We start from the raw sequence: 24,977 nt of genomic DNA, 5'->3' as shown, positions 1-24,977 counted from the left end.
TCAATCTTCTTCTTGCAAAACGGGTGGAGTCCATAGATACGGTTCAGGCTGCTAGTCGTGAAGGCTCGCGGGTCTGATCCTGCTCTAACCCGGCATTCCAAACTGATGGGGGGCAGGGGAATGCACGAAACTGCGCGTCCACGGCGGCAGCACAGCCGGATTCGGTGCCGCAAAGCCGGACGACATGAAGCGGTGCAGGGACGACCACGGCCAGTCGGAAACGCTTTCGCACAGGCCATGGCGCATCGGATTGGTGTGCATGTAATCGATCAGCGCCGCATACTGGACTTCGTCCTGCACCCGGAATTGCTGGTATTGCCGTTCCCAGATGGCGCCATCGGGCGAGTTGGTCACCAGCGACTTGCGCAAGGCTTTGGAAAACGCAATCTTGACTGCGCGCCAGCGGCTGGAACAGTCATGGTCCCCCGGCGGCAGCGTCCACATGGCATGCGCGTGATCCGGCAAGACCACCCAGGCATCGACATGGAAGGGTTTGCGCACGCGTGCCTGGCGGATGGCGTCGCCAAAGGCCGCGATATGATCGGTCAGCAGGGAACTGCCACGGTCCAGCAGGCGAACCGTGAAGAAGAAGGTCCCGCCGGGGACCCGGTTGTCGCGGTAGTCTGTCATGGATAGGGGGCCAATAAGCATGCCGATCGCAGGTGGTCGCCAGGTCGATCGGCGCAAAATGGCGCGGGGCCAGAATCCTCATCAATGGACGATTCTACACACGGATTTTTTTCGACCGCGATTCATTTCCGCGTGTAAAAGAAACACGCGCCGGACAAGAAAAAACCCAGCGGCCTCGCGGCGGCTGGGTTCTTGATTCCCTGATAAAAAATCAGGTCGTCAGCGGCTTGTAGCGAATCCGCTTCGGCTTGGCGCCTTCTTCACCCAGGCGCTTCTTCTTGTCGGCTTCGTATTCCTGGTAGTTACCGTCGAAGAAGGTAACCTGGGAATTGCCTTCGAAGGCCAGGATGTGGGTGGCGATACGGTCCAGGAACCAGCGATCGTGGGAAATGACCATCACGCTGCCGGCGAATTCCAGCAGGGCGTCTTCCAGCGCGCGCAGGGTTTCCACGTCCAGGTCGTTCGACGGTTCATCCAGCAGCAGGACGTTACCGCCTTGCAGCAGGGTCTTGGCCAGGTGCAGGCGGCCGCGTTCGCCACCGGACAGATTGCCGACCACTTTCTGCTGGTCCGAGCCCTTGAAGTTGAAGCGGCCGAGGTAGGCGCGCGACGGCATCTCGAAGCGACCGACGCTGAGCATGTCGGCGCCGGCGGTGACGTCTTCGAACACGGTCTTGTTGTTGGCCAGGTCGTCGCGGTGCTGGTCGACCAGCGAGATGCGCGCGGTCTTGCCGATGGCAACTTCGCCGCTGTCCGGCTGTTCGCGGCCGGCGATCATCTTGAACAGGGTCGACTTACCGGCGCCGTTCGGGCCGATGATACCGACGATTGCGCCCGGCGGAATGGTGAACGAGACATTGTCGAGCAGCAGTCGGTCGCCGAAGGCCTTCGAGACGTTCTTGAACTCGATGACTTCGTTGCCCAGGCGCTCGGCCACAGGAATGAAGATCTCCTGGGTCTCGTTGCGCTTCTGGTATTCGTATTCGCTCAGTTCGTTGAAGCGGGCCAGGCGGGCCTTCGACTTGGCCTGGCGTGCCTTTGGATTCTGGCGCGACCATTCGAGTTCCTTCGCCAGCGCCTTCTGGCGTGCCGATTCGGTCGATTCTTCCTGCTTCAGGCGTGCCTGCTTCTGGTCCAGCCAGGACGAGTAGTTACCCTTCCATGGGATGCCCGAACCGCGGTCGAGTTCCAGGATCCATTCGGCGGCGTTGTCGAGGAAGTAGCGATCGTGGGTAATGCCGACCACGGTGCCCGGGAAGCGCAGCAGGAATTGTTCCAGCCACTCGACCGATTCGGCGTCCAGGTGGTTGGTCGGTTCGTCGAGCAGCAGCATGTCGGGTTTGGAGAGCAGCAGCTTGCACAGCGCCACGCGGCGCTTTTCGCCACCCGACAGCACGGAAATCTTGGCGTCCCATGGCGGCAGGCGCAGCGCGTCGGCGGCCATTTCCAGTTGCAGGTTCAGGTTGCCGCCATCCGACGACGAAATGATCGCTTCCAGGCGCTCCTGCTCTTTGGCGAGGGCGTCGAAATCGGCGTCTTCCTCGGCATAGGCGGCGTACACGGCTTCCAGCTTGGCTTGCGCCTCGAAGGCTTCGCCCAGGCCGGATTCGACTTCCTGGCGCACGGTTTTTTCCGGATCGAGCTGCGGTTCCTGCGGCAGGTAGCCGATGTTCAGGCCCGGCATCGGGCGTGCTTCGCCCTGGATGTCGGTGTCGATGCCGGCCATGATCTTCAGCAGGGTCGACTTGCCGGAGCCGTTCAGGCCCAGCACGCCGATCTTCGCGCCCGGGAAGAACGACAGCGAAATGTCCTTCAGGATCTGGCGTTTCGGCGGGACGATTTTGCCCACGCGGTTCATGGTGTAGACGTAATTTGCCATCTTTAGTAACTGTTATGAAATCAAGGTGCACAGGATACGATAGAAGCGGTCTGACAGACAGCCTTTATCGCGATTCTTTCGCCGCCGCAGCCGAGCCAGGCACAGGCTGCGCCGCGGTTCTGCCACGCTGCAGCAGCCCTTCGCCGGCAAACAGCCCCAGCGCCGCCCAGATCAGGGCAAAGCCCACCAGGCGGTCGGCCGTAAACGCTTCCTTGAACAGCAGCACGCCCAGCAGGAACTGGATGGTCGGCGCCAGGTATTGCAGCAGGCCGAGGATGGACAGCGGAATCTGGCGCGCGCCGCTGGCGAACAGCAGCAGCGGCACTGCCGTGATCGGCCCGGAAGCAATCAAGAGCCAGCGCGTGGTGTCCGATGGCGTATTCAGGAAGGCGTTCTCGCCGTGCAGCGTCAGCCAGCCGACGTAGATGGCGGCGATCGGGAACAGCACCATGGTCTCGAACGACAGGCCCTCCAATGCGCCGAGCGCGGCCGTCTTGCGCAGCAAGCCGTAGCCGCCGAACGAGGCCGCCAGGCACAGGGCAATCCAGGGTACCGAGCCGGATTGCCAGGTCAGCCAGGCCACGCCCAGGGCGGCAATCCCGATCGCGACCCATTGCACGCGGCGCAGGCGTTCCTTCAGGATCAGGTAGCCGAACATGATGTTCACCAGCGGATTGATGAAGTAGCCGAGGCTGGCTTCGATCACATGGCCATTGTTTACGGCCCAGATGTACAGTAGCCAGTTCGCGCTCAGCAAAAAGGCCGAGGCAACGAAACTCCCGAAAACGCGCGGCTGGCGCACCTGGTTGAGCCAGGCCCATTGCCGGCGCAGGGCGAGCACGATCAGCAAGAAGGCGAGCGACCACAGCATGCGGTGCGCCAGGATCTGCATCGACGGCACCTCGCGCACGGCGTGGAAATACAAAGGGAACAGGCCCCAGCACAGGAAGGCCAGGGCAGCAGAAAGGACGCCGGTACGCATGGAATAGGGGAGGAGGGTTGCCAGTCCAGCATTATCGGCGAAGTCCGTGAGCCTTGCCGGAGGCCGCCCATTTTGGCCAGATGGAGGCCGGGATGCGAGGCTAACGCGCGACCAACCCCAGCCTCTTCAGGCAAACTTGCAACACTCTCGACACCGGGACAGTGGACCGCTTGATTCTGCTTGCAATTTTCTTGTCGTTATTTTATGGTGCGCCGCACCAGAACAACAATATGGTGCAATCTTGACGTCGCAAAATAACAAAAGCAGCCTGGCGGCAACGACGCTGGCGGCCATTGGCATCGTCTATGGCGATATCGGTACCAGCCCGCTGTACACCCTCAAGACCATCTTCGATCCCACCCACGGCCTCGCGCTGAATACCCCCAACCTGCTTGGCATCATTTCCCTGATCTTCTGGGGGCTGACGCTGATCGTTTCGCTGAAATACGTCACCCTGGTGCTGCGCGCCGACAACCGCGGCGAGGGCGGGATCATGGCGCTGATGGCCCTGGCCCTGAACTCCGTCACGCGCACTTCGCGCTGGCATTACGTGCTGATGGTGATCGGCGTCTTCGGCGCCACCATGTTCTATGGCGACAGCGTGATCACCCCGGCGATTTCCGTGCTCGGCGCCATCGAGGGCCTGGAAGTGGCAACGCCGGCGCTGTCGCACTACGTGGTGCCGATGGCGGTGGTGGTGCTGGTTGGCCTTTATAGTTTGCAGCGCCATGGCACCGCCGGCATCGGCCGCTGGTTCGGCCCGGTGATGATCGTCTGGTTCGCCGCCCTGGCGATCATGGGCGTCATCAACATCGCCAAGGCGCCGGTGATCCTGGAAGCCTTGAGCCCGCTGCACGCGGCGCGCTTCGTCATGGAAAACCAGTTCATCGCCTTTGTCGCCCTGGGCGCGGTGGTGCTGGCCCTCACCGGCGCCGAAGCCCTGTACGCCGACATGGGCCACTTCGGCAAGAAGCCGATCCGCGTGGCCTGGTTCCTGATCGTGTTCCCGGCGCTGGCCCTGAATTACCTGGGGCAGGGCGGCCTCCTGATCACCGATCCGACTGCCGTGGAAAACCCCTTCTTCCACCAGCTCGGCACCTGGAGCGTGTATCCATTGGTGATCCTGTCGACCATGGCGGCGGTGATCGCCTCGCAGGCCACGATTTCCGGCACCTATTCGATGACCAAGCAGGCCATCATGCTGGGCCTGCTGCCGCGCATGCGCATCCTGCACACGTCCGAGAGCGAGATCGGCCAGATCTATATTCCGGCGGTGAACTGGCTGCAACTGGTCGTCGTGCTGATCGCCGTGATCGGCTTCGGTTCCTCGGACCGCCTGGCCGGCGCCTACGGCATCGCCGTCACCGCGACCATGCTGGCCACGACCTTGCTGACCTTCTTCGTCACCCGCTACCGCTGGCACCTGCCGCTGTGGGTCTGCCTGGGCGCGACCGGCTTCTTCATGCTGATGGACATCGCCCTGTTCTCGGCCAGTACCCTCAAATTGCTGCACGGCGGCTGGTTCCCGCTGCTGCTGGGCGCGGTGCTGCTGACCGCCATGCTGACCTGGAAGCGCGGGCGCGAACTGGTGTTCGAGAACCTGGAGCGCCACGCGATTCCGCTCGACGCCTTCCTCGATTCGCTGTTCGTGGCACCGCCGACCCGGGTGCCGGGCACGGCCATCTTCCTGCGCGGCGAGAGCGACGGCGTGCCGCATGCGCTGCTGCACAATCTGTCGCACAACAAGGTGCTGCATGAGCGCGTGGTGTTCCTGACCGTGCACATCCGCGAGGAACCCTTCGTGCCGCTGGCGGAACAGGTGCAGATCGTCGAGCTGGGCCACAACTGCTACCAGCTGAACGTGTATTACGGCTTCAAGGACGAACCGGACATCCCGGCCATCATGGCGCATTGCGGCACGCTCGGCCTGGTGTTCGAGAACATGGAAACCTCCTACTTCATCGCGCGCCAGACCGTGATCTCGGCGCCGGGCGGCGGCATGGCGCCGTGGCGTGAGCATCTATACGTGGCGATGTCGCGCAATGCCCGCGCCGCGGCCGACTATTACCAGATTCCGGCCAACCGGGTCATCGAGCTCGGGACCCAGGTCGAGATCTGATACAAAAGAAATACAAAAAGCGGACACCCGGCGCGTCCGCCCTCGGGTAAGGTGCAGCGTTTCCTGATTTAAACATCTGCACACCTTACCGGGGAGAAAACCCATGCGTTTCAAATTTCCACTGATGGCTGCGGCCTGCGCAGCCGTACTCAGCTTGACCGCCTGCGGTGGCGGCGGCAGCGATGACAACAAGGACGTCGTCAGCGCCCCCACCGCCCTGAAGACCATCGACACCGTGGCCGGCACCGGCGCCGAAGCGGCGAACGGCAAGAAGCTGACCGTCAAGTACACCGGCTGGCTGTACAGCACCACGGCAGCCGACAACAAGGGCAACCAGTTCGAAACCAGCACCTTCACCTTCACGCTGGGCGTCGATTCGGTGATCGCCGGCTGGACCCAGGGCATTCCCGGCATGAAGGTCGGCGGCAAGCGCACCCTGCACATTCCGGCAAATCTCGCCTACGGCAAGAACGGCCGCGGCCCGATTCCGCCGAATACCGGCCTGGTGTTCGACGTCGAGCTGCTGAAGGTCGAGTAAGCCACGCCCCTGCGCGCACTTCTGAGCTGGCGCAGATGACATAGCATCGCTTTCCTCCATCCTCGGGTCTGCCCGGGCCATGCATGCACGGCCCCTCCCGACCCACGAGGAAACGATGCTCCATCACTGCCGGCAGCTGCTGCTGCTCATCTGCGCTTGCGCCTGCATGCCCGCCGCCTTGGCCCAGCCGGCCTACACGCTGGTGTTCGGGCCGGAAAACTCCAGCCCTGGCGCGATCGACAGTGCAGGCCGCATCGTGGGCCAGGCCGGTGGGCGCGCCTTCCTGTGGGACGGCGGCGCCATCACTGACCTCGGCACCCTGGGCGGGGCCGGCGCTGCCGCTTTCGGTATCAGCGACAATGGCTTCATCACCGGCGGCGCCGACCGCCTCGACGGCAGCACCCACGCTTTCCTCTTCGACGGCGCCACCGGCACGATTGGCGACATCGGCCAGCTTGGCGTGGCCGGCAGCGGCGCGGGCGTAAACCGGGCCGGGCAGGTAGCCGGCACCTGGGTCGACGAGGCCGGCGAGAACCACGCCTTTCTCTACAGCGCAGGGCTGATGCGCGACATCGGCAACCTCGGCGCAAATTCCGCGCGCGCCACCGGCATCAACCAGGCCGGCGCCGTGGTTGGTTCTTCCTTCCTGGCGGACTTCACCGCTTTCCAGGCATTTCTCTACCGTGATGGCGTCATGCGCAGCCTCGGCACCCTCGGCGGTCCGTCGAGCTGGGCCGCCGGCATCAACGACAGCGGGCAGGTCGCCGGCACCAGCTACATTGACGAGGAAACGCCGCATGCCTTCCTGTACAGCGGTGGCGTGTTGCAGGACATCGGCTCCCTGGGCGGCGCCTTTACCGAAGCGCGCGGCCTGAACGAGGCCGGCTGGGTGGTCGGCTTCTCGACCTATGCCGACGATATCCCCGGCATCGATTTCTCCAGTGCCTTCCTCTACCGCGACGGCGCCATGTTTGACCTGAACCTGATCGTCGAGCGGCCGGGCGTGTGGTCCATCCTCGACGCCTATGGCATCAACGACGCCGGGCAGATTGCGGCCACGGCCTGCACCGAGTTCGGCGATTGCCGCGCAGTGCTGCTCAATCCGGTGCCCGAGCCGCAGCCAGCGGCGCTGCTGCTGGCAGGGCTGGTGCTGGGTGGGGCCTGGACCGGCCTGCGCAGGCGGCGATCACGCTAGCGCGGTTGCAGGCTGCGGGCACGGCATCCCGTCCTACACCGTGCCGTGCGCACTCCTGCCTTGTGTACGATATGAACGCGGTTTCGCCTGACGAAACCCGCGTATGTCGAACAACAGGAGCACAGCCGCATGTCGCAACACATCACTTCTCACGAAATCGAAGAACTCACCCCGCGTCAACGCATCTACGCCATCGTCGGCGCTTCGTCGGGCAACCTGGTCGAATGGTTCGACTTCTACATCTACTCGTTTTGCGCGCTGTATTTTTCGGCCGCCTTTTTCCCCTCCGGTAACCCGACCACCCAGTTGCTGAACACGGCCGGCATCTTTGCCGCCGGTTTCCTGATGCGTCCGGTGGGCGGCTGGATGTTCGGCCGCATCGCCGACCGCTATGGCCGCAAGAACGCGATGATGATCTCGGTGCTGATGATGTGCGGCGGCTCGCTGATGATCGCGGTGCTGCCGACCTATGCCCAGATCGGCACGGCAGCGCCGGTCCTGCTGCTGCTGGCGCGCCTGTTCCAGGGCCTGTCGGTGGGCGGCGAATACGGCACCAGCGCCACCTACATGAGCGAGGTGGCCCAGCCAGGCAAGCGCGGCTTCTTCGCTTCCTTCCAGTACGTGACCCTGATCGGCGGCCAGTTGCTGGCCCTGCTGGTGCTGGTGGTGCTGCAGCAGCTCTTGAGCGACGCCGAACTGCGCGCCTGGGGTTGGCGCATTCCCTTCGTGCTGGGCGCCTGCGCGGCCCTGGTCTCGCTCTACCTGCGGCGCTCGCTGACCGAGACGACCAATGCCTCCGAGCGCAAGCGCAAGGAAGCCGGCAGCGTCGCTACCCTGCTGCGCGACCACCGCAAGGCCTTCATCACCGTGCTCGGCTTTACTGCCGGCGGCTCGCTGATCTTCTACACGTTCACCACCTACATGCAGAAATACCTGGTGAATACGGCAGGCATGGACGCCAAGACCGCCAGCGGCGTGATGACCGGGGTGCTCGTCATCTACATGTGCCTGCAGCCGGTGTTCGGCGCGCTGTCCGACCGCATCGGCCGCAAGACCTCGATGATCTGGTTCGGCGCCCTGGCCGCGCTTGCCACGGTGCCGATCATGATGGCGCTGCGCAGCGTCGACAGCCCGCTGATGGCCGGCATGCTGATCGTCTGCGCGCTGACCATCGTCAGCCTGTACACCTCGATCGGCGGCCTGATCAAGGCCGAGATGTTCCCGGTCGAAGTGCGCGCGCTCGGCGTCGGGTTGTCGTATGCGGTGGCGAACGCCATCTTCGGCGGCTCGGCCGAGTACGTGGCGCTGTGGTTCAAGCAGGCCGGGATGGAGTCGAACTTCTACTGGTACGTGAGCGCGATGTGCGCGGTGGCCTTTATCGTCGCGCTGCGCATGCCGGACCCGCAAAAGTCCGGCCTGCTGAAATAATCAGCGCTCAGCGCAGCATGTCGATGTGCAGGATGCCATCTTCGTCGTACGGTTCGGAGATGGTCTCGAAGCCGAAGTCCTGGTAAAACTTCTCCAGGCGCTGCTGGGCCCCGATGCGGATGCGGTGGCCCGGGTGCAATTGCTCGGCATACTGGATGCCGTGCGCCACCAGCTCGCGGCCGATGCCCGAGCCGCGCACGTCGTTGGTGGTCAGGATGCGGCCAAGTGACATGTCATCGAACTTCGCGCCTGGCGCCAGGCAGCGCAAATACGCCACCAGCACACGCCGGCCGCCGATGTCGCGCCAGCCGAGCAGGTGGTGGGCGTCGAGGTCGTAGCCGTCGATGTCCGGATACAGGCAAGTCTGTTCCAGCACGAATACCTGCTGGCGCTGGGCCAGCACTTCGTACAGCTGCGCGTTAGTCAGGTCGGCGAAGCTGCACCACTGCCATTCGATCATGTGTGTTCCGATTCAAAAGTAAACATTCAGGCGGCCGTCTCGAAGCCTTCGAGCACGTTGACCGTGTTGATGCCGACATCGCCCGCCTGGCCGCCCTCCAGCACGAAGACGGTCGGCAGGCCGAGCCAGGCGATGCGCTCGCCGATGCGCAGGAAGTCGGCCCCTTGCAGGCCGAAGCCGCCGCCCGCTTCGGCAGCGGCGGTATTCACCCCGAGTGCAACGACCAGGGCTTCGGGTGCGAACATGCCGAGCCTGATGCAGGCTGTTTCCAGCGCCGCCATCCACTCCTGCGCATCCGTGCCGCGCGCCAGCGGCAGATTCAGGTTGTGGCCATGGCCGTCGCCGTCGCCGATCTCGTCGGCATGGCCGACGAAGTAGGGGTAGTCGCTGCCCGGGTCGGCATGGAGCGACACGCACAGCACCTCGCCGCGGTTGTAGAAGATGCCCTGGGTGCCGTTGCCGTGGTGGTAGTCGAGGTCGAGGATGGCGACGCGTTTCAAGCCATCGTCGAGCAGGTGCTGGGCCGCCAGGGCGGCGTTGTTCAGGTAGCAGCCCCCGCCGAAGAAATCGAAGCCTGCATGGTGGCCCGGCGGACGGGTCAGGGCAAAGCTGCCGCGTTCGCCCAGGCGCAGCGCGTGCGCGGCGTTGATGGCGCAGTCGGCGCCGGTCTTCACCGCGTTCCAGGTGCCGTTCATCAGGGGCGTGGCGCTGTCCATCGAGTACAGGCCGAGGCGGCCGGCAAAGCTGTCCGGCTCGATGTCGCTGCGCATGGTGCGGATCGGCCAGCTGGAGGGCAGGGCGTCCTTGCCCGCATTTGCTGGGTCGAGGCCGGTCCACTCGCTCCAGGCGCTGCGCAGGAAGTGCAGGTAGCGCGGGCTGTGCACCCGCTCCAGCGACACCAGCGGCACCCGGTGCGGCGTGACGATCTCGCCTAGTCCACGCCGCTGCAGTGCCGCCAGCACCATATCGGCCCGCTCGGGCGCGTCACGACGAAGCGCCATGCCATCGCGTCCGCGGTGCTGTGCATGGTGTTCGTTGTAAAAAGTGAGCAAGGCATCTCCGGTATCGGCAAGCGTCAGCTATGGTTACCGCACAGTGTACTGCTGTTGTACGCCGCCACGAAGTCGTCGAAGCTGCCCGTGTCGCTCTGCTCGATGATGGCCTGCTCGGCCAGCGAGGCGGCGGCCTGCTCGAGGAAGACGGCTTCCTCGGCCGGCATCAACGGGCTTTCGCGGAACCAGGCCGCGTGCAGCTGGCTCTGGCGCAAACCAAAAGCGGCCGCCGAACCGAGGGCGCGCACTTCTTCCAGCACGCGCGCCGACGGCGTTTTTGACGGATCGGCGATCTTGGCCTTTTGCCGTTCGAGCGAGGCTTCGTGCACGCCCGGCTCGTTGTGCTCGGCGTCGAGCAGGCGCGCCAGCGGGCGGATGCGCTCGACCAGTTCGTCGGCCCAGGCCAGCAGGGATACTTCCTCGCCGTCGCGGGTGAGCGTCAGGCCAGGCTGGCGGCCTTCCTTCACGGTGCGTGCGAAGTTGCGCGCGTGGACCTGGCCTTCGGCGGCGCTGATCAGCGGGCTTTCTTCGAGGGCGCAGAACAGCAGGAAGGCGTCGAGGAAGCGGCCGGTCTCCAGGCTCACGCCCACCGGCTCGAACGGGTCGACGTCGAGACAGCGCACCTCGATGTACTGCACGCCGCGGTTGCACAGCGCCTGCACCGGACGCTCGCCGGTACGGATCACGCGCTTCGGACGGATGGTCGAGTAGTACTCGTTCTCGATCTGCAGCACGTTGGTCGACAGCTGCACCCACTCGCCGTCCTTCTTGGTACCGATTGCCTCATAAGGCGCATACGGGCGGTTCACCGCGTCCATCAGGCTGGTGACATAGCTTTCCAGGCTGTTCTCGTGCGGGCGCAGGCCGGACTGGGCATCGTTCTGGTAGCCCAGGTCGCTCATGCGCAGGCTGGTGGCATACGGCAGGTACAGGGTGTCCGGCGACAGTTCCTCGAGGCCGTGCTCGCGCCCACGCAGGAAGCTCTTGGTCAGCGTTGGCGAGGCGCCGAACAGGTACATCAGCAGCCAGCTGTAGCGGCGGAAGTTGCGGATGGTGGCGATGTAGCTTTCGGACTGGAAGTCGCGCAGGGCGTTGCGGCGTTCTTCCTCGACGCCTTCATGCGTCCGCAGCAGTTCCCACAACGCCTCGGGCAGCGAGTAGTTGTAGTGGATGCCGGCGATGCATTGCATGGCCTTGCCGTAGCGCAGGGCCAGGCCGCGGCGGTACACGTGCTTGAGCATGCCAATGTTCGACTTGCCGTACCAGCCGATCTCGATGTTTTCTTCGGAGGGCAGCTCGCCCGGCATCGACTCGCTCCACAGCATTTCGTCGCCCAGTTTCGAATAGGCGAAGCGGTGGATGGCGTCGAGGCGGTGCAGGGCCAGGCCGATGTCGTGCTCGGCCGGGGTGATGAACTCGAGCAGCGCCTCGGCATAATCGGTCGTGATCTGCGGATGGGTCAACGCCGAGCCGAGCTGGACCGGGTGAGGCGTGCGCGCGAGCTGGCCCTGGGGATCGATGCGCAGGGTTTCGCGTTCGATGCCGCGCAGGCCCTGGCCGAGCAGGCCGCGGTGCGCGTCGTCATCGAGCAGGGCCAGGCGGCGGGTCAGTTGGTTCGACACAGTGTTTCCTTTCTTATACTGCCTAATCAATTGGTGCAGAGAGTAACCGAAAATCGGACTGCGCGTCGGCGGAGGCTGCATTTCCGAACGCTTGCTCGATTATTTGTACACAGCTTGTATACAGCGTATCTACAGCCTGTGAACAGCCTGTCTACAGGCTGTTCACAGGCTTGTCTACCCCTTGCCCACAGTCTTGCTCACAGTCTTGTCCACAGGCGCGGGGGCAGGTGTGGGCGAAGGCGCGGGCGAAGGTGGCGCTGGGGACTTCGGGGCGGGCGCCGGTTTTTCGGCAGGCTTGTCGCCAGGTTTATCGGCAGCCCTGGCTGGCGGCGTCAATGGGAAGGGACCGGGTCCGGGAGGCGCGGCGGCCGGCGCCGGCGTGGACGGCGGCGCCAGGAGGATCGGACCCGGACCGGCTGCCGGCGCGGGCGGCGCCAGCTGGGCGGCCAGCCATTGTCCCATCTCGCGTTCCAGCAGCGGCAGCGGCAGCGAACCCTGGCCCAGCAGCGCATCGTGGAAGCGGCGCAGGTCGAAGCGCGGCCCGAGCGCCGTTTGCGCCTTCTCGCGCAGCGCCTTGAAGCGCAGCTGGCCGATCTTGTAGGCCAGGGCCTGGGCCGGCTGGGCGATGTAGCGGTCGACCTCGACGGCGTTGTCGGCGGCGGCGTTCGCCGTGTTCGCGTTCAGGTAGTCGATGGCTTGCTGGCGCGTCCAGCCCTGGGCGTGGAGGCCGGTGTCGACCACCAGGCGCGCGGCGCGGAACATGTCGTCGTTCAGGTAGCCGAACCAGGAGAAGGGATCCTTGAAGAAGCCGAGTTCCGGGCCCAGGCCCTCGGCATAGGTGGCCCAGCCTTCGCCAAAGGCCTGGTCCCAGCGGTGGCGCCGAAACGCCGGCAAGCCGCCCAATGCCTGGGCGCGCGCCACCTGCAGGTGGTGGCCGGGCAGGGCTTCGTGCAGGGCCAGCGTCTCGACTTCCCACAGCGGCTGGCTGTCCAGGCGCGCCGTGTTCACCACCAGCGCGGCGCTGCGGTTCGGCGTGCCGGCCTCGTAGTAGGCCGCCACCTGGCCGGCGGCGCCCCCCTGGCCCAGCGGCTTGACGCCGATGCTTTCCTGCGGGAGTGCGCCGAACAGCGCCGGCAGGCGCGCCTCGGCGCGGGCGATGGTGCGGCGGTAGCGCGCCAGCAGGCTGTCGGCACTGGCCGGGAACAAGCGCCTGTCGCTGCGCGCAAAGGCCAGGAACTGGGGCAGCGTGCCCTTGAACCCGGTGCGCTGGACGGCGTCGAGCATGGCGATGCGGATGCGCGCGACTTCCTTCAGGCCCAGCGCGTGGACCTCGGCCGGGGTCAGCTCGGTGCCGCTCGCCTGGCGCACCAGGAAGGCATAGTAGCCGGGGCCACCCGGCAGGCTGCTGGCGGCCAGCGATTCGCGCGTGGCCGGCAGGTAGTCGTTGCCGACGAAGTCTTCCAGCTTGCGCAGGGCGGGAGCGGCGCTGTTCTTCAGGGCGGCACTCCCAAGCGCGAGCAGCTGTTCCCGGACCTCGGGGGCGATGGTGGCGGGGATGCGCTTGAACGGCGCTGACAAGGCGCCGTCCATCAAGCCATCGCGCATGCTGCGCAGCAGGCCGGGCACGGCGCGCATGCTGGCCTTCGGCGCGGTCCAGCCGGTACGCATGCCTTCGCGCAGATGCTCGACCAGGCCGTCGACATGGGCCGGCAGCGCTTCCAGGCGGGCGATGTAGTTGCGGTAGTCTTCCTCGGTGGCGAAGGGCATCTGGGCCACCAGGCGCGGCAGGCGCACGTGCAGGCCATCCCAGGCCGTGATCGGCTGCGGGTCGAAGGGGTGGAAGGCGAACAGGGCGAGCTGGCGCTCCTTGTCGGCGATGAAAAGGTCGAGCGAGAGGCGTTCCTGCGGGTTCAGGCTGCCGCGGTCGATGGCGCGCGCTTCGCCCAGGGCGCTGCGGGCGTGCTCGAGGGCGGCCTTGCCGGCAGCCAGGGTGGTGTCGGACAGGCGCGCGTTGAAGCGGGCGTCACCGAGCGTGGTGGCGTATTCGGGAGCGTGCTGCAGCTGCCATTCCCAGTCGCGCTCGAACAGCGCCCTGGCATCTTCCGGCGCACCGCGCGCCACGCTGTGGAAAAGCGCGGTGAACAGGACGAGGAGGGCGAATAGGCGGCGCATGGGAAGGGCGTGGTGGGAGTGTGAGCATTGTAGCAACGCATGGGAGAGGGAGGCGCGCGGTGGGATGCCTTCGGGAGGCGTTGCGGTGTGCTGCTGTACTACAGCGTGGACTCGGGAGTCCACCCTACGAAACTCCGGACACCTGGCGGGTTGCCGCTGTTGTACCGCGTGGGCACAAGTGCCCACCCTACAAATGCAGGGGTTCGTAGGGTGGACACCTGTGTCCACGCTGTCTCACCAGGTGCTCAGCCGCGCCGTCCGCCGCTGACGCGCTCGATGCCCGCCAGGTCGCGCCAGCTCTGCGCTTCCAGGTAGCCTGCTTCGGCCAACAGGGCCCGCACTGCCGCCGCCTGGTCGTAGCCATGTTCCAGCAGCAGCCAGCCACCCGGCGCCAGGTGCGCAGCCGCACCCGCAACAATCGTCCGCAAATCCGACAAGCCATCCTCATGGTCGGTCAGCGCATCCACCGGCTCGAAGCGCAGGTCGCCCTGCACCAGGTGCTCGTCGCCTGAGGCGATATAGGGCGGGTTCGACACCACCAGCTCGAACGCCTCACCCTCCAGCGCCGCAAACCAGTCGCTGCGCAGGAAGCGCACCCGCGCCCCATTCGTCTCGGCATTCGAGCGCGCCACCGCCAGCGCATCGTCGCTGACGTCGAGCGCCGTCACCTGCGCATCCGGCCGCGTGTGGGCCACCGCGACTGCGATCGCGCCGCTGCCGGTGCCCATGTCGAGCATGCGTGCCTGCGCCGGCAGGCGTTCGAGCGCCAGTTCGACGATCAGTTCGGTGTCCGGACGCGGAATCAGCACCGCCGGCGTGACGCGGAAAGGCAGTCCGAAGAACTCGCGCTGGCCGACGATGTAGGCGATCGGCTCGCCGCCGATACGGCGCCCGACCAGTGCCGACAAACGCACCGCTTCTTCCTCGGTGAGCCGGCGCTCGGACTGCGTAATCAGGCCCACACGCGTGATGCCCAGCGCGTGGCACAGCAGGATGCGGTTTTCCAGCGGATCGAGGGGCAGGCCCACTTGCAGGGACCCGATGCTGGCGCCGGCGGCAATCATCGTGCGCGCCGCACCAGTACCCAGACCAGGGCGACGGTCAGCAGCACGAACCAGACTGCCGACCACTGCGGGATCGACAGGCCGAACAGCCCATCGGTGGCGTTCTCGCACAGGCCGTCGGCCTGGAACAGCCAGGGCAGCAGGGTCGCGGTGGGGATCTTGTTCAGCATGGTCTCCATCGGGTCGATGCCGCAGGAGAAGCCGGGATTGGCCAGCACGTACAGGTGCTTGCCGACCACGCCCAGGCCGCCGAGCGCCGCCAGCAGGGCCACGCCGGCCCCCGCCTTGATCTTGCCGGCAAACGCGCCGATCAGGCTCGCGATGCCGACCGCCAGGAACAGGTAGCGCTGGATCACGCACAGCGGGCAGGGCAGCATGTCGTGGACGTGCTGCAAATACAGTGCGGCGCCGATCAGCGCGAAGCTGACCGCGGCAACGATCAGGAGGACGGTACGGGAAGCGGGCATGCGGTTCGGCTCTCGATGGTCAGGAAACAGGGGCGATTCTCGCACGAAGGCCAGGACCGCAGGGCTGTATTTTCACATTGGCAACTTAGTACGAACTTAATTTTTTCGGCTCAGTCGCCCAGCGCCGCCAGCAGCTCTGCCTGGTGCTCGGCCGCCAGCGCATTCGTCAGTTCCGCCAGGTCGCCATCCATGATGAAGTCGAGTTTATACAGCGTCAGGTTGATGCGGTGGTCGGTCAGGCGGCCCTGCGGGAAGTTGTAGGTGCGGATGCGTTCGCTGCGGTCGCCCGAACCGATCAGGCTCTTGCGGGTGGCCGCCTCTTTCGATTGCTGCTCGCGCAGCTGCACATCCTTGATGCGCGCGGCCAGCACCTTCATCGCCTGCGCCTTGTTCTTGTGCTGGCTGCGATCGTCCTGGCACTCGACCACGATCCCGGTCGGCAGGTGGGTGAGGCGCACCGCCGAATCGGTCTTGTTGATGTGCTGCCCGCCCGCGCCGGACGCGCGGTAGGTGTCGATGCGCAGGTCGGCCGGGTTGATGTTCACGTCCTCGACTTCGTCGGCTTCCGGCATCACGGCCACGGTGCAGGCCGAGGTGTGGATGCGGCCCTGCGTCTCGGTGGCCGGCACGCGCTGCACGCGGTGGCCGCCCGACTCGAACTTCAGCTTCGAGTAGGCGCCATTCCCGACCACGCGCACGATCACTTCGCGGTAGCCGCCGAGATCGGATGCCGACTCCGACACCATCTCCACCTGCCAGCGGTTGCGCTCGGCGAAGCGCGTGTACATGCGCAGCAAATCGCCCGCGAACAGGGCCGACTCGTCGCCGCCGGTGCCGGCGCGGATCTCGAGGAAGATGTTGCGCTCGTCGTTCTCGTCCTTCGGCAGCAGCATCGTCTGCAGCTCGAAGTCGAGCGCGGCCAGGCGCGTCTTGGCCGCCTCGATCTCTTCTTGCGCGAAGTCCTTCATGTCGGGATCGGCCAGCATCTCCTGGGCCGCGGCGATGTCGCCGTTGGCATCGACATACTGTTGATAGACGTCGACCAGCGGCGCCAGTTCGGCGCGCTCGCGCGTCATCTTGCGGTAGCTGTCCATGTTGGCAGTGGCGCCTTCGGACATCAGGAGTTCGTCGAGTTCGACCAGGCGGTTCGCCAGTTGGTCGAGCTTGGCCAGCATCGATGGTTTCATGGGCTAGATTGGAAAGTTCGGAACAGGGCGCAGGGGTGCGCGGGTGAAGCGCCGCGGCGGGCGGCGCACAGCAGGGAGGGGCCGCTAACGGCGGCCGCGGAACAGCTGGGGCAAGAGGCTGGCCAGGCGCGCGCGTTCGTCGCCCTGGGCACGGTGCAGGGCCTGTTGCGGGCCGTGCAGGAACTTGGCGGTCAGGCCTTTCGACAGCGCCTCCAGCACGGCGTCGACGTCTTCGCCGCGCGCCAGCAGCTTGCGCGCGCGTTCGAGTTCGGCCAGGCGCAGGGCTTCGCTGGACTCGTGCAGGTCCTGGATCACCGGCACCATGGCGCGGTCGCCGATCCAGTGCATGAAGGATTCGACACGATGATCGATGATGGCTTCGGCCTGGGCCACGGCAGCCTGGCGGCTTTCCATCCCGGTCTGCACCACCTGCGCCAGGTCGTCGACGGTGTACAGGAACACGTCGTCGAGGCGCGCGACTTCGGGCTCGATATCGCGCGGGACGGCCAGGTCGGCCATGAACATCGGGCGGTGGCGGCGCGCCTTGATCGCGCGTTCGACCAGGCCCAGGCCCAGCAGTGGCAGGGTGGAAGCGGTGCAGGACACCACGATGTCGAAGCGGGGCAGCTGCTCGGGCAGATCGGCCAGGCGGATCGCGCGACCGTTCAGGCGCGTGGCCAGCGATTCGCCGCGCTCCATGGTGCGGTTCGCGATGGTGATCGACTTTGGATTTTGCGCCGCGAAGTGGGCCGCGCACAGCTCGATCATCTCGCCGGCGCCGATGAACAGCACGTGCTGGTCAGAGATGCGATCGAAAATGCGCTGCGACAGGCGCACGCAGGCGGCGGCCATCGACACGCTGTGGGCGCCGATTTCCGTGGTCGTGCGTACTTCCTTCGCCACCGCGAAGCTGCGCTGGAACAGCTGGTGCAGGTAGGTGCCCAGGCCGCCGGCTTCTTCTGCGGTGCGCACCGCGTCCTTCATCTGGCCCAGGATCTGCGGCTCGCCCAGCACCATCGAATCGAGGCCGGACGCGACGCGGAAGGCGTGGCGCACGGCTTCGCCTTGCGGCAGCATGTAGAGATGGGGGCGCAGCTCGGCGAAGTTCAGCGCGTGGTAGTGGGCCAGGAACTGGGCCGAGGCGTCGAGCGGATCGGGCACGCCGCTGGCGGCATACAGCTCGGTGCGGTTGCAGGTGGAGAGGATCGCGGCCTCGTCGCTGCCACGGTGCTCGAGCTGGCCGAAGCGGCCGAACCATTCGCGCGCCGACTGCACCGCGCGGCCGAGCTGCTCCGGGCCGAGCGCAAGCTGTTCGCGCAGCGCGACCGGTGCAGTCGTGTGATTCAGGCCAACGGCGAGCAGTTGCATTTCAGGACAAGACGGTGGGAGGGGATGGGGAGATTATACCCTTATGGGCGCAGGGTTTCATGGGCCCCCAAGATTGTTGGCAATGGTTCAATCAGGTGGCCGACAATCATTGCAAACGCTTCACGGTATCGTGGTCGACGATCATTGGCAGCGTTTCCCGTATGGTGGGCACTCCGTGCCCACGCGGAACGACGCGCAACATTAGCAACGTTTTCATCGTGTCCGGCGCCACCAGCCAGCGTGTGCGAATGATCATTTGGACACGTTTCCGGGTTTTCGCCGTCGCGTCGACCAATAGCGCCAACGTGACGCCAGCTTCCGCGTGGGCACGGCGTGCCCACCGTACGGTCAAGGCCGGCTTACGCGCCGAGCTTTTCGAGGCGATAGCCGTAGCTATATACCGGCACCAGCCGGAAGCCATTTTCCGGACGCAGCGCCAGTTTATTGCGCACGCGCGACACGTGGGTATCCATGGTGCGCGAGGGCACGGCGGTTTCGCGCACCCACACCGATTCATGGATATAGGCACGCGACAGCGGCCGGCCGATGTTCCGGAAGAACAGCAGGGCCAGGTAAAACTCTTTCTGGGTGACGTCGATGACGTTGCCGTCCTTCAGCAGGCGACCCGGGCGGGTTTCGAACACGTAAGGGCCGAACTGCAACTGTTCGGTGCCGGTCTGGGCCGGGTAGGCGCGGCGCAGCAGGGCGGAGACGCGTGCCACCAGTTCGCCTCGGCGCAGCGGTTTCACCACATAGTCGTCGGCGCCGGCGTCCATGCCGGCCACGATGTCGTCCTCGGCGCCGCTGCCGACCAGGAACATCGCCGGCGCATCGGGCACCATCTTTTCCTTGGCGCGGCGCAGGATATCGGCCGCTTCGCCGTCGCCGGCCGGCCAATCCATGATCAGCAAATCGGTGCTGTCCTTGCGTATCTGGCTCAGCATTTCCCTGCCGCCGTCGAAAGACTGGCAGCTGTGTCCGGCAGAGCTGAGCACCTGGCAAATCAGGTCGGCTTGGCTACGATCATTGTCAAGGACAGCTATTTTCATGGCGGCACACTGTTGTCAAATTAACCTGTAGGAGCAATCCTACAACGTTAAACCGACTATAGCAGACTTTGACAAAATAATGCTACTCGTTAACATCCAAATTTTTGCCGAAAGGTATTGTTGAGCAGGAAAGTAGGTGAGGTTTCACTCGTGCTTCACTCGGTAAACGCTCAATTTCGACAGTTTTAAGAGCTTGCTTAAAAACCACATCATGCGGCAGAAACACAACATTATCGCGAAAAAAGGCGCCGATTTCACAGTTCCTTTGTAAATCGCTCAACAATCTGCCAAGCAGCCGAACGCATCAAACACATTTGGCAAAGCCCGAAAAAGCGAAATATGTGAAATATGTAAATTTCAGAAAAAACAGAAACTGCCAGATTGTATGTACACCGATTGCGACTATTGGTAACGAAGAGGCGAAGTGGATGCGCCTGTGCGTTCTTGGCATGGCGCAGCAATGAGGGAGCAGGCGCGGGCAGCAACAGGGCAGGCGGATGCCTGAAGAGAAAGGGTAAAGCCAGCCCATCCGGCTGGCGGACGGGCTGGATGGGAAGGGATCAGGCGTCCGGCAGCACCACGTTCACGTCGAGCACTTCCAGGTTGCCCTGGCGGTCGAGCGAAATCTTGATGTCGTCGGCATTCACCTTGGTGTACTTCGAGATGACTTCGATCAGCTCGCGGTGCAGGGCCGGCAGGAAGTCCGGGCCGGTGCGGTTGGTGCGCTCGCGGGCGATGATGATTTGCAGCCGTTCCTTGGCCGCGTTCGCGCTCTTCTTCTTTTCGGGGAACAGGAATGAGAGCAATGCCATGTCACTTGGTCCCAAAGATGCGTTGCAGCAGGCCCGGCTTTTCGTAGGTCGTGAAGCGCAGCGGACGCTCTTCGCCCAGGAAGCGCGCCACCACGTCCTCGTAGGCTTCGGCCACGTCGGTGCCCTTGAAGTGGATCGCCGGGTTGCCCTGGTTCGAGGCGTGCAGCACCGATTCCGATTCCGGGATGATGCCGATCAGCGGGATGCGCAGGATTTCCTGCACGTCCTGGAAGGACAGCATTTCGTCGTTCTCGACGCGGCGCGGCGAGTAGCGGGTGATCAAGAGGTGTTCCTTGACCGGCTCGCCGCCGCTCTGGGCGCGGCGCGACTTGGCCTGCAGGATGCCGAGGATGCGGTCGGAGTCGCGCACCGACGACACTTCCGGGTTGGTCACGATCAGCGCTTCGTCGGCGAAGGTCAGGGCCATCAGCGCGCCGTGCTCGATGCCGGCCGGCGAATCGCAGATGATGTATTCGAAGTCCATCTTGACCAGCTCGTTGAGCACGCGCTCGACGCCTTCTTCGGTCAGGGCGTCCTTGTCGCGCGTCTGCGAGGCCGGCAGGATGTACAGGTTATCGCAGTGCTTGTCCTTGATCAGGGCCTGGTTCAGCGTCGCTTCGCCATTGATTACATTGACCAGGTCGTACACCACGCGTCGCTCGCAGCCCATGATCAGGTCGAGGTTGCGCAGGCCGACGTCGAAGTCCAGCACCGCGGTCTTGTGGCCGCGCAGGGCCAGGCCAGTCGAAAAGCTGGCGCTCGAAGTGGTCTTGCCCACACCGCCCTTGCCGGACGTCACAACAATAATTCGTGCCACAAAAATGTCCTTTACAGTAACTGGTCAGTGCTGCTTACACGCGGGCCGGCGCCGGGGTCAGCGATGATATATCGATCCGGTCGCCAACCAGGCGGATTTGGGCCGGCTGGCGTGCCAGCTCGGCCGGGAAACCTTCGTCGAAAGTGCGGTACACGCCGGCGATCGACACCAGCTCGGGCTGCAGCGACAGGCCAAAGATGCGCGAGCTGGCATTGCCCGAGGCGCCGGCCAGGGCGCGCCCGTGCATTGGTGCGTACACGTGGATGCTGCCGTCGGCAATGATCTCGGCGCCATTGTTCACCACCGCGGTAATGATCAGGTCGCAGCCGCGCGCATACACGCGCTGGCCGGCGCGCACCGGGGTGTCGACGATCATGGCCGGGATCGGCGCGGCCGGGGCAGGTGCCGGAGCAGGCGTTGGTGCGGGAATCGGCGCCGGCGCCGGGACCGGCGCAAAGCTCACGGCCGTGGCTGCGGTGGCCGCCGCCACGTCTTCGCGGGCCCGGTCGGCGCCGGCGCCGTCGTCGAGGGCCAGGCCCAGCGCCTTGACGGCCTCGGCCATCTCGGGCGTGGCGCCGCGTACGGCGACCGCGTTCAGGCGGTATTTCTTGAGCAAATCGACCAGCGCGCGCCAGTCGATGTAGGCAGTCTCGCCGGCAATCGCGCCAACGTCGATGACGGCGAATTCATCTTCGAAAAAGTCCGATACCCCGCCGGTCATCTGCTTCAGGGCCGCGTCGATCGCAATCGGATCGGACGAATGCAGGATCGCCGAGATAGCGACAACCGTCGAGATCTTGATTTCGATGGGCAGGCTGGACGGGCTTTTCGACATAAACAATTCTGGTTGGCTATAGCCCGTGCATTCTACTGTGAAATTTGCTGAAAAGGACAGCATTTCGCCATCATTCCTATAGGCAATTCGAGATGTTGGCCTGTTCAGAATTTTGCTCAGCGTAACGGGAAAAATACCGTCTGCCACCCCTCTGGCAATACAGGTTGTTTTCCATGGATAAGCTGATAAGATTGATTTAGATCAAACGAAAACGCGGCCTCGATCCTTAACATGCGGAGCTTGCGCCGGGTCCAACCCGCGGCAACGCCAAGGCGCGGCCCGCCTTTTGCAGTTGTGTTCGCCATTGGCTGCGTTCGCCAAGGGTCCATTACTAAGCCCACTGGCCGCATCGCCGCCCATCAACCCTGGCCCAGCCAGATACCGGAGACAAGCATGGAAGACGTCGTCATCGTAGCAGCAGGCCGTACACCGGTCGGCAAATTCGGCGGCTCGCTCGCCAAGATTCCCGCCGCCGAGCTCGGCGCCCACGTGATCCGCCAGCTGCTGGCGAAAACCGGTATCGATCCGGCCAGCGTCAGCGAAGTCATCATGGGGCAAGTGCTCACCGCCGGCGTCGGCCAGAACCCGGCGCGCCAGGCCGCGCTGAAAGGCGGCCTGCCCGACATGGTGCCCGCCTACACCATCAACAAGGTCTGCGGCAGCGGCCTGAAGGCCACCCATCTCGCCACCCAGGCGATCCGCTGCGGCGACGCCCAGATCATCATTGCTGGCGGCCAGGAAAACATGAGCGCTTCGCCGCACGTGCTGCCGAACTCGCGCGACGGCTTCCGCATGGGCGACACCAAGCTGGTCGACACCATGATCGTCGACGGCCTGTGGGACGTCTATAACCAGTACCACATGGGCGTGACGGCCGAGAACGTCGCCCGCAAGTACGACATTTCGCGCGCCGAGCAGGACGAATTCGCGCTGCAGTCGCAGCTGAAAGCCGAGGCCGCCGTGAAGGAAGGCCGCTTCAAGGACGAGATCATCCCGGTGGAGATCCCGTCGAAGAAGGGCGCCGTCGTGTTCGACACCGACGAATACCCGAAACACGGCAGCACGCTCGAGGCACTGTCGAGCTTGCGCCCCGCTTTCAACAAAGAAGGTACAGTCACGGCCGGCAACGCTTCCGGCATCAACGACGGCGCCGCCGCCGTCATCATGATGAGCGCTTCGAAGGCGCGCGAACTCGGCTTGACCCCGCTGGCGCGCATCAAGGCTTATTCGTCGGCCGGCCTCGACCCGAGCATCATGGGCATGGGCCCGGTGTCGGCCTCGCGCCTGTGCCTGCAAAAGGCCGGCTGGACCCACGAAGACGTGGACCTGATGGAAATTAACGAGGCCTTTGCCGCGCAGGCGATTGCCGTCAACAAGGAAATGGGCTGGGACACGTCGAAGATCAACGTCAACGGCGGCGCCATCGCCCTGGGTCACCCGATCGGTGCCTCGGGTGCGCGCGTGCTGGTGACCTTGCTCCACGAAATGGCGCGCCGCGACGCCAAGCGTGGCCTGGCCAGCCTGTGCATTGGTGGGGGGATGGGTGTGGCGCTGGCGGTCGAGCGTGACTGAGTACAACTGATCGCAAAGAGCAGCAACAGGAAGTTCTAAAAAGCGACGGACAAAAACTAGGAGAAGACAAATGGCTAGAGTGGCATTAGTAACCGGCGGCATGGGCGGCCTGGGCGAAGCAATCTGCATCAAGCTGGCCGCACTGGGATACACGGTCGTCACCACGCACTCGCCGGGCAGCACCAAGGCGGACAGCTGGCTGGCCGGCATGCGCGAGCAGGGCTACAACTTCAAGGCCTATGCCTGCGACGTGGCCGACTACGAGTCGGCCGCCGCCTGCGTGAAGCTGATCGAGCAGGAAGTCGGCTCGGTCGACGTGCTGGTCAACAACGCCGGCATCACACGCGACATGACCTTCAAGAAGATGGACAAGGTGAACTGGGACATGGTCATGAAGACCAACCTGGATTCCGTGTTCAACATGACCAAGCCGGTCTGCGACGGCATGGTCGAGCGTGGCTGGGGCCGCATCATCAACATTTCGTCGGTGAACGGCCAGAAGGGCGCCTTCGGCCAGACCAACTACTCGGCCGCGAAAGCCGGCATGCACGGCTTCTCCAAGGCACTGGCCCTGGAAGTGGCGCGCAAGGGCGTGACCGTGAACACCATCTCGCCAGGTTACATCGGCACCAAGATGGTCATGGACATCCCGAGCGACGTGCTGGAAACCAAGATCGTGCCGCAGATCCCGATGGGCCGCCTGGGCAAACCGGAAGAAGTGGCCGGCCTGGTGGCTTACCTGTCGTCGGACGAAGCCGCCTTTGTCACCGGCGCGAATATCGCGATCAATGGCGGGCAGCATATGTCTTGATTGTTGGCCGGTCTAGCGGACAAAACGCTATGGATTGAAAAAATGGCCCGGACGAGCGATCGCCGGGCCATTTTTCATCACTTTCCTAGCTTGCCATCGACAACGAATGATATGGCGATAGCCAAGTACCTATCGGATGAATGTGCTATTCCCACCAATAAAGCGCGTCTGCGTTTTCGATAACGCTTGCCTTTGATGGAACGATGAAAAGCACTCTGCTTGCTATAAATGTGTCGGACCCGGCGCCAACGCAATTTAAAACTGAGATCCAGCTTAGCTGGTCTACCGAGGCTACATTGCCGTATGCGAATGTAAATGGCAGGAGCGACAAGACAAAAAACGGAAGCAGCGCGACGGTAATAAACCTGTTTCGGCTCATTGGCAACAAGTACTGAACGTAAGGCGAACCGACTTGTGGCCAGATACCAATGATTGTTTTGGCATTTAGGCCACAGTAGGGAAACCCGAGCAGATGGATTGCCTCATGCCCAATGCTCAGGATTATCACCGATAAAGCAATTTCCTCCCATGAGGGAGAGCCGAGGGGCAAGCTTTTTCCATAGTAGGTCCGCCAGATGAATGCAATACATAAGCCCATGCTGATTCCAATGCAGAGCGACCAGATCAGCTGACGCTGTTTCAGGGTCGGAATACGTTTCCACCGTGCATTCGGTAATTGACTGCACAGTGGTTTCCCAAAGTGAAATATCGGCATAATGTTTTTTAAGGGCGGAAAATTTTGGCGCAGACCAATCGTTGAATCTGGCGCTGATAACTACGCTTCGTCGTCTGTAGAGGTTCTGTAGACAAGGAGAAAAGCTTATCACTAGGCATTTTTTCCCTAATGATATTTATCATTTGAAATATCTATGTAAGGCAGTCTCTAAAACCAAGTGCAACACTCTTTCCTGTAGAGTG

Annotated in this window: 22 protein-coding genes; 6 read left to right on the top strand and 16 right to left on the bottom strand. The window is 64.0% G+C overall.

The features are described from left to right. Positions 1-84: 84 nt before the first annotated feature. The 3 genes from QWL29_RS23935 to rarD all read right to left on the bottom strand — a co-directional run bounded on the left by QWL29_RS23935 (position 85) and on the right by rarD (position 3,491). Positions 85-630: an REP-associated tyrosine transposase gene (locus tag QWL29_RS23935; RefSeq protein ID WP_305825355.1), complete on the bottom strand. Its 546-nt coding sequence runs from the start codon at positions 628-630 to the stop codon at positions 85-87. Between the two features lie 211 nt (positions 631-841). Beyond that, positions 842-2,509 carry an energy-dependent translational throttle protein EttA gene (ettA, locus tag QWL29_RS23930; RefSeq protein WP_305825354.1) on the bottom strand — a complete coding sequence of 556 codons (1,668 nt, stop codon included), beginning with the start codon at positions 2,507-2,509 and terminating at the stop codon, positions 842-844. Positions 2,510-2,573: 64 nt separating this feature from the next. Next, the gene (rarD, locus tag QWL29_RS23925; RefSeq protein WP_305825353.1) at positions 2,574-3,491 is read right to left on the bottom strand and encodes an EamA family transporter RarD; all 918 of its coding nucleotides are present in this window, start codon (positions 3,489-3,491) and stop codon (positions 2,574-2,576) included. 241 nt (positions 3,492-3,732) lie between these two features. Between rarD and QWL29_RS23920 the strand changes: the two genes are divergently transcribed. The 4 genes from QWL29_RS23920 (at position 3,733) to QWL29_RS23905 (ending at position 8,771) form a co-directional block, all read left to right on the top strand. Further along, a complete protein-coding gene (locus QWL29_RS23920; RefSeq protein ID WP_305825352.1) occupies positions 3,733-5,610 on the top strand; it encodes a potassium transporter Kup in 1,878 nt (625 codons plus the stop codon). A gap of 103 nt (positions 5,611-5,713) precedes the next feature. Further along, positions 5,714-6,148 carry an FKBP-type peptidyl-prolyl cis-trans isomerase gene (locus QWL29_RS23915; RefSeq protein ID WP_305825351.1) on the top strand — a complete coding sequence of 145 codons (435 nt, stop codon included), beginning with the start codon at positions 5,714-5,716 and terminating at the stop codon, positions 6,146-6,148. Positions 6,149-6,314: 166 nt separating this feature from the next. Continuing rightward, positions 6,315-7,343, top strand: a complete 1,029-nt coding sequence (locus QWL29_RS23910) for a PEP-CTERM sorting domain-containing protein (RefSeq protein WP_305825350.1) — start codon at positions 6,315-6,317, stop codon at positions 7,341-7,343. A gap of 129 nt (positions 7,344-7,472) precedes the next feature. Then, on the top strand, positions 7,473-8,771 hold the full coding sequence (locus QWL29_RS23905; protein WP_305825349.1) for an MFS family transporter: 1,299 nt from the start codon (positions 7,473-7,475) through the stop codon (positions 8,769-8,771). A gap of 7 nt (positions 8,772-8,778) precedes the next feature. On the opposite strand, the gene QWL29_RS23900 is transcribed toward QWL29_RS23905, so the two are convergent. The 12 genes from QWL29_RS23900 to minC all read right to left on the bottom strand — a co-directional run bounded on the left by QWL29_RS23900 (position 8,779) and on the right by minC (position 21,676). Then, positions 8,779-9,231 (bottom strand): GNAT family N-acetyltransferase, encoded by a 453-nt coding sequence (locus QWL29_RS23900; protein WP_305825348.1) that lies wholly within the window; start codon positions 9,229-9,231, stop codon positions 8,779-8,781. Between the two features lie 26 nt (positions 9,232-9,257). Further along, on the bottom strand, positions 9,258-10,283 hold the full coding sequence (locus QWL29_RS23895; protein ID WP_305825347.1) for a histone deacetylase family protein: 1,026 nt from the start codon (positions 10,281-10,283) through the stop codon (positions 9,258-9,260). Between the two features lie 23 nt (positions 10,284-10,306). Beyond that, positions 10,307-11,905 (bottom strand): glutamate--cysteine ligase, encoded by a 1,599-nt coding sequence (gene gshA / locus QWL29_RS23890; protein WP_305825346.1) that lies wholly within the window; start codon positions 11,903-11,905, stop codon positions 10,307-10,309. A gap of 174 nt (positions 11,906-12,079) precedes the next feature. Next, on the bottom strand, positions 12,080-14,077 hold the full coding sequence (locus QWL29_RS23885) for a DUF885 domain-containing protein (RefSeq protein ID WP_305825345.1): 1,998 nt from the start codon (positions 14,075-14,077) through the stop codon (positions 12,080-12,082). A gap of 245 nt (positions 14,078-14,322) precedes the next feature. After that, on the bottom strand, positions 14,323-15,141 hold the full coding sequence (prmC, locus tag QWL29_RS23880) for a peptide chain release factor N(5)-glutamine methyltransferase (protein ID WP_305825344.1): 819 nt from the start codon (positions 15,139-15,141) through the stop codon (positions 14,323-14,325). After that, on the bottom strand, positions 15,138-15,608 hold the full coding sequence (locus QWL29_RS23875; protein ID WP_305825343.1) for a disulfide bond formation protein B: 471 nt from the start codon (positions 15,606-15,608) through the stop codon (positions 15,138-15,140). The genes prmC and QWL29_RS23875 overlap by 4 nt, the downstream gene beginning before the upstream one ends. A 110-nt stretch (positions 15,609-15,718) precedes the next feature. Next, positions 15,719-16,795, bottom strand: coding sequence for a peptide chain release factor 1 (gene prfA, locus QWL29_RS23870; protein ID WP_305825342.1), 1,077 nt, complete (start codon positions 16,793-16,795; stop codon positions 15,719-15,721). 84 nt (positions 16,796-16,879) lie between these two features. Further along, the gene (gene hemA / locus QWL29_RS23865) at positions 16,880-18,163 is read right to left on the bottom strand and encodes a glutamyl-tRNA reductase (protein WP_305825341.1); all 1,284 of its coding nucleotides are present in this window, start codon (positions 18,161-18,163) and stop codon (positions 16,880-16,882) included. 359 nt (positions 18,164-18,522) lie between these two features. Next, complete coding sequence (locus tag QWL29_RS23860) at positions 18,523-19,212, bottom strand: response regulator transcription factor (protein WP_305825340.1); 690 nt, start codon at positions 19,210-19,212, stop codon at positions 18,523-18,525. 560 nt (positions 19,213-19,772) lie between these two features. Then, on the bottom strand, positions 19,773-20,024 hold the full coding sequence (minE, locus tag QWL29_RS23855; protein ID WP_056340553.1) for a cell division topological specificity factor MinE: 252 nt from the start codon (positions 20,022-20,024) through the stop codon (positions 19,773-19,775). Between the two features lies 1 nt (position 20,025). Then, on the bottom strand, positions 20,026-20,841 hold the full coding sequence (minD, locus tag QWL29_RS23850) for a septum site-determining protein MinD (RefSeq protein WP_305825339.1): 816 nt from the start codon (positions 20,839-20,841) through the stop codon (positions 20,026-20,028). A gap of 34 nt (positions 20,842-20,875) precedes the next feature. Then, the gene (minC, locus tag QWL29_RS23845; protein WP_305825338.1) at positions 20,876-21,676 is read right to left on the bottom strand and encodes a septum site-determining protein MinC; all 801 of its coding nucleotides are present in this window, start codon (positions 21,674-21,676) and stop codon (positions 20,876-20,878) included. A 393-nt stretch (positions 21,677-22,069) separates the two neighbouring features. Here minC and QWL29_RS23840 point away from each other — a divergent pair, with 393 nt between their 5' ends. Together QWL29_RS23840 and phbB are read left to right on the top strand one after the other, a co-directional pair. Further along, positions 22,070-23,248 (top strand): acetyl-CoA C-acetyltransferase, encoded by a 1,179-nt coding sequence (locus tag QWL29_RS23840; RefSeq protein ID WP_305825337.1) that lies wholly within the window; start codon positions 22,070-22,072, stop codon positions 23,246-23,248. A 70-nt stretch (positions 23,249-23,318) separates the two neighbouring features. Continuing rightward, entirely contained in the window at positions 23,319-24,059 is a 741-nt protein-coding gene (phbB, locus tag QWL29_RS23835) for an acetoacetyl-CoA reductase (protein WP_305825336.1), read from the top strand. Between the two features lie 145 nt (positions 24,060-24,204). Here the strand turns inward: phbB and QWL29_RS26865 are convergent, their stop codons facing one another. Further along, positions 24,205-24,657, bottom strand: a complete 453-nt coding sequence (locus tag QWL29_RS26865; protein WP_370663735.1) for a DUF3267 domain-containing protein — start codon at positions 24,655-24,657, stop codon at positions 24,205-24,207. Positions 24,658-24,977: the final 320 nt, after the last annotated feature.

Source organism: Massilia brevitalea (genome assembly GCF_030711405.1).
Lineage (GTDB): Bacteria > Pseudomonadota > Gammaproteobacteria > Burkholderiales > Burkholderiaceae_D > Telluria > Telluria brevitalea.
The sequence above is the reverse complement of the archived record's forward strand: the minus strand, read 5'-3'. Positions and strand labels throughout refer to the sequence as shown.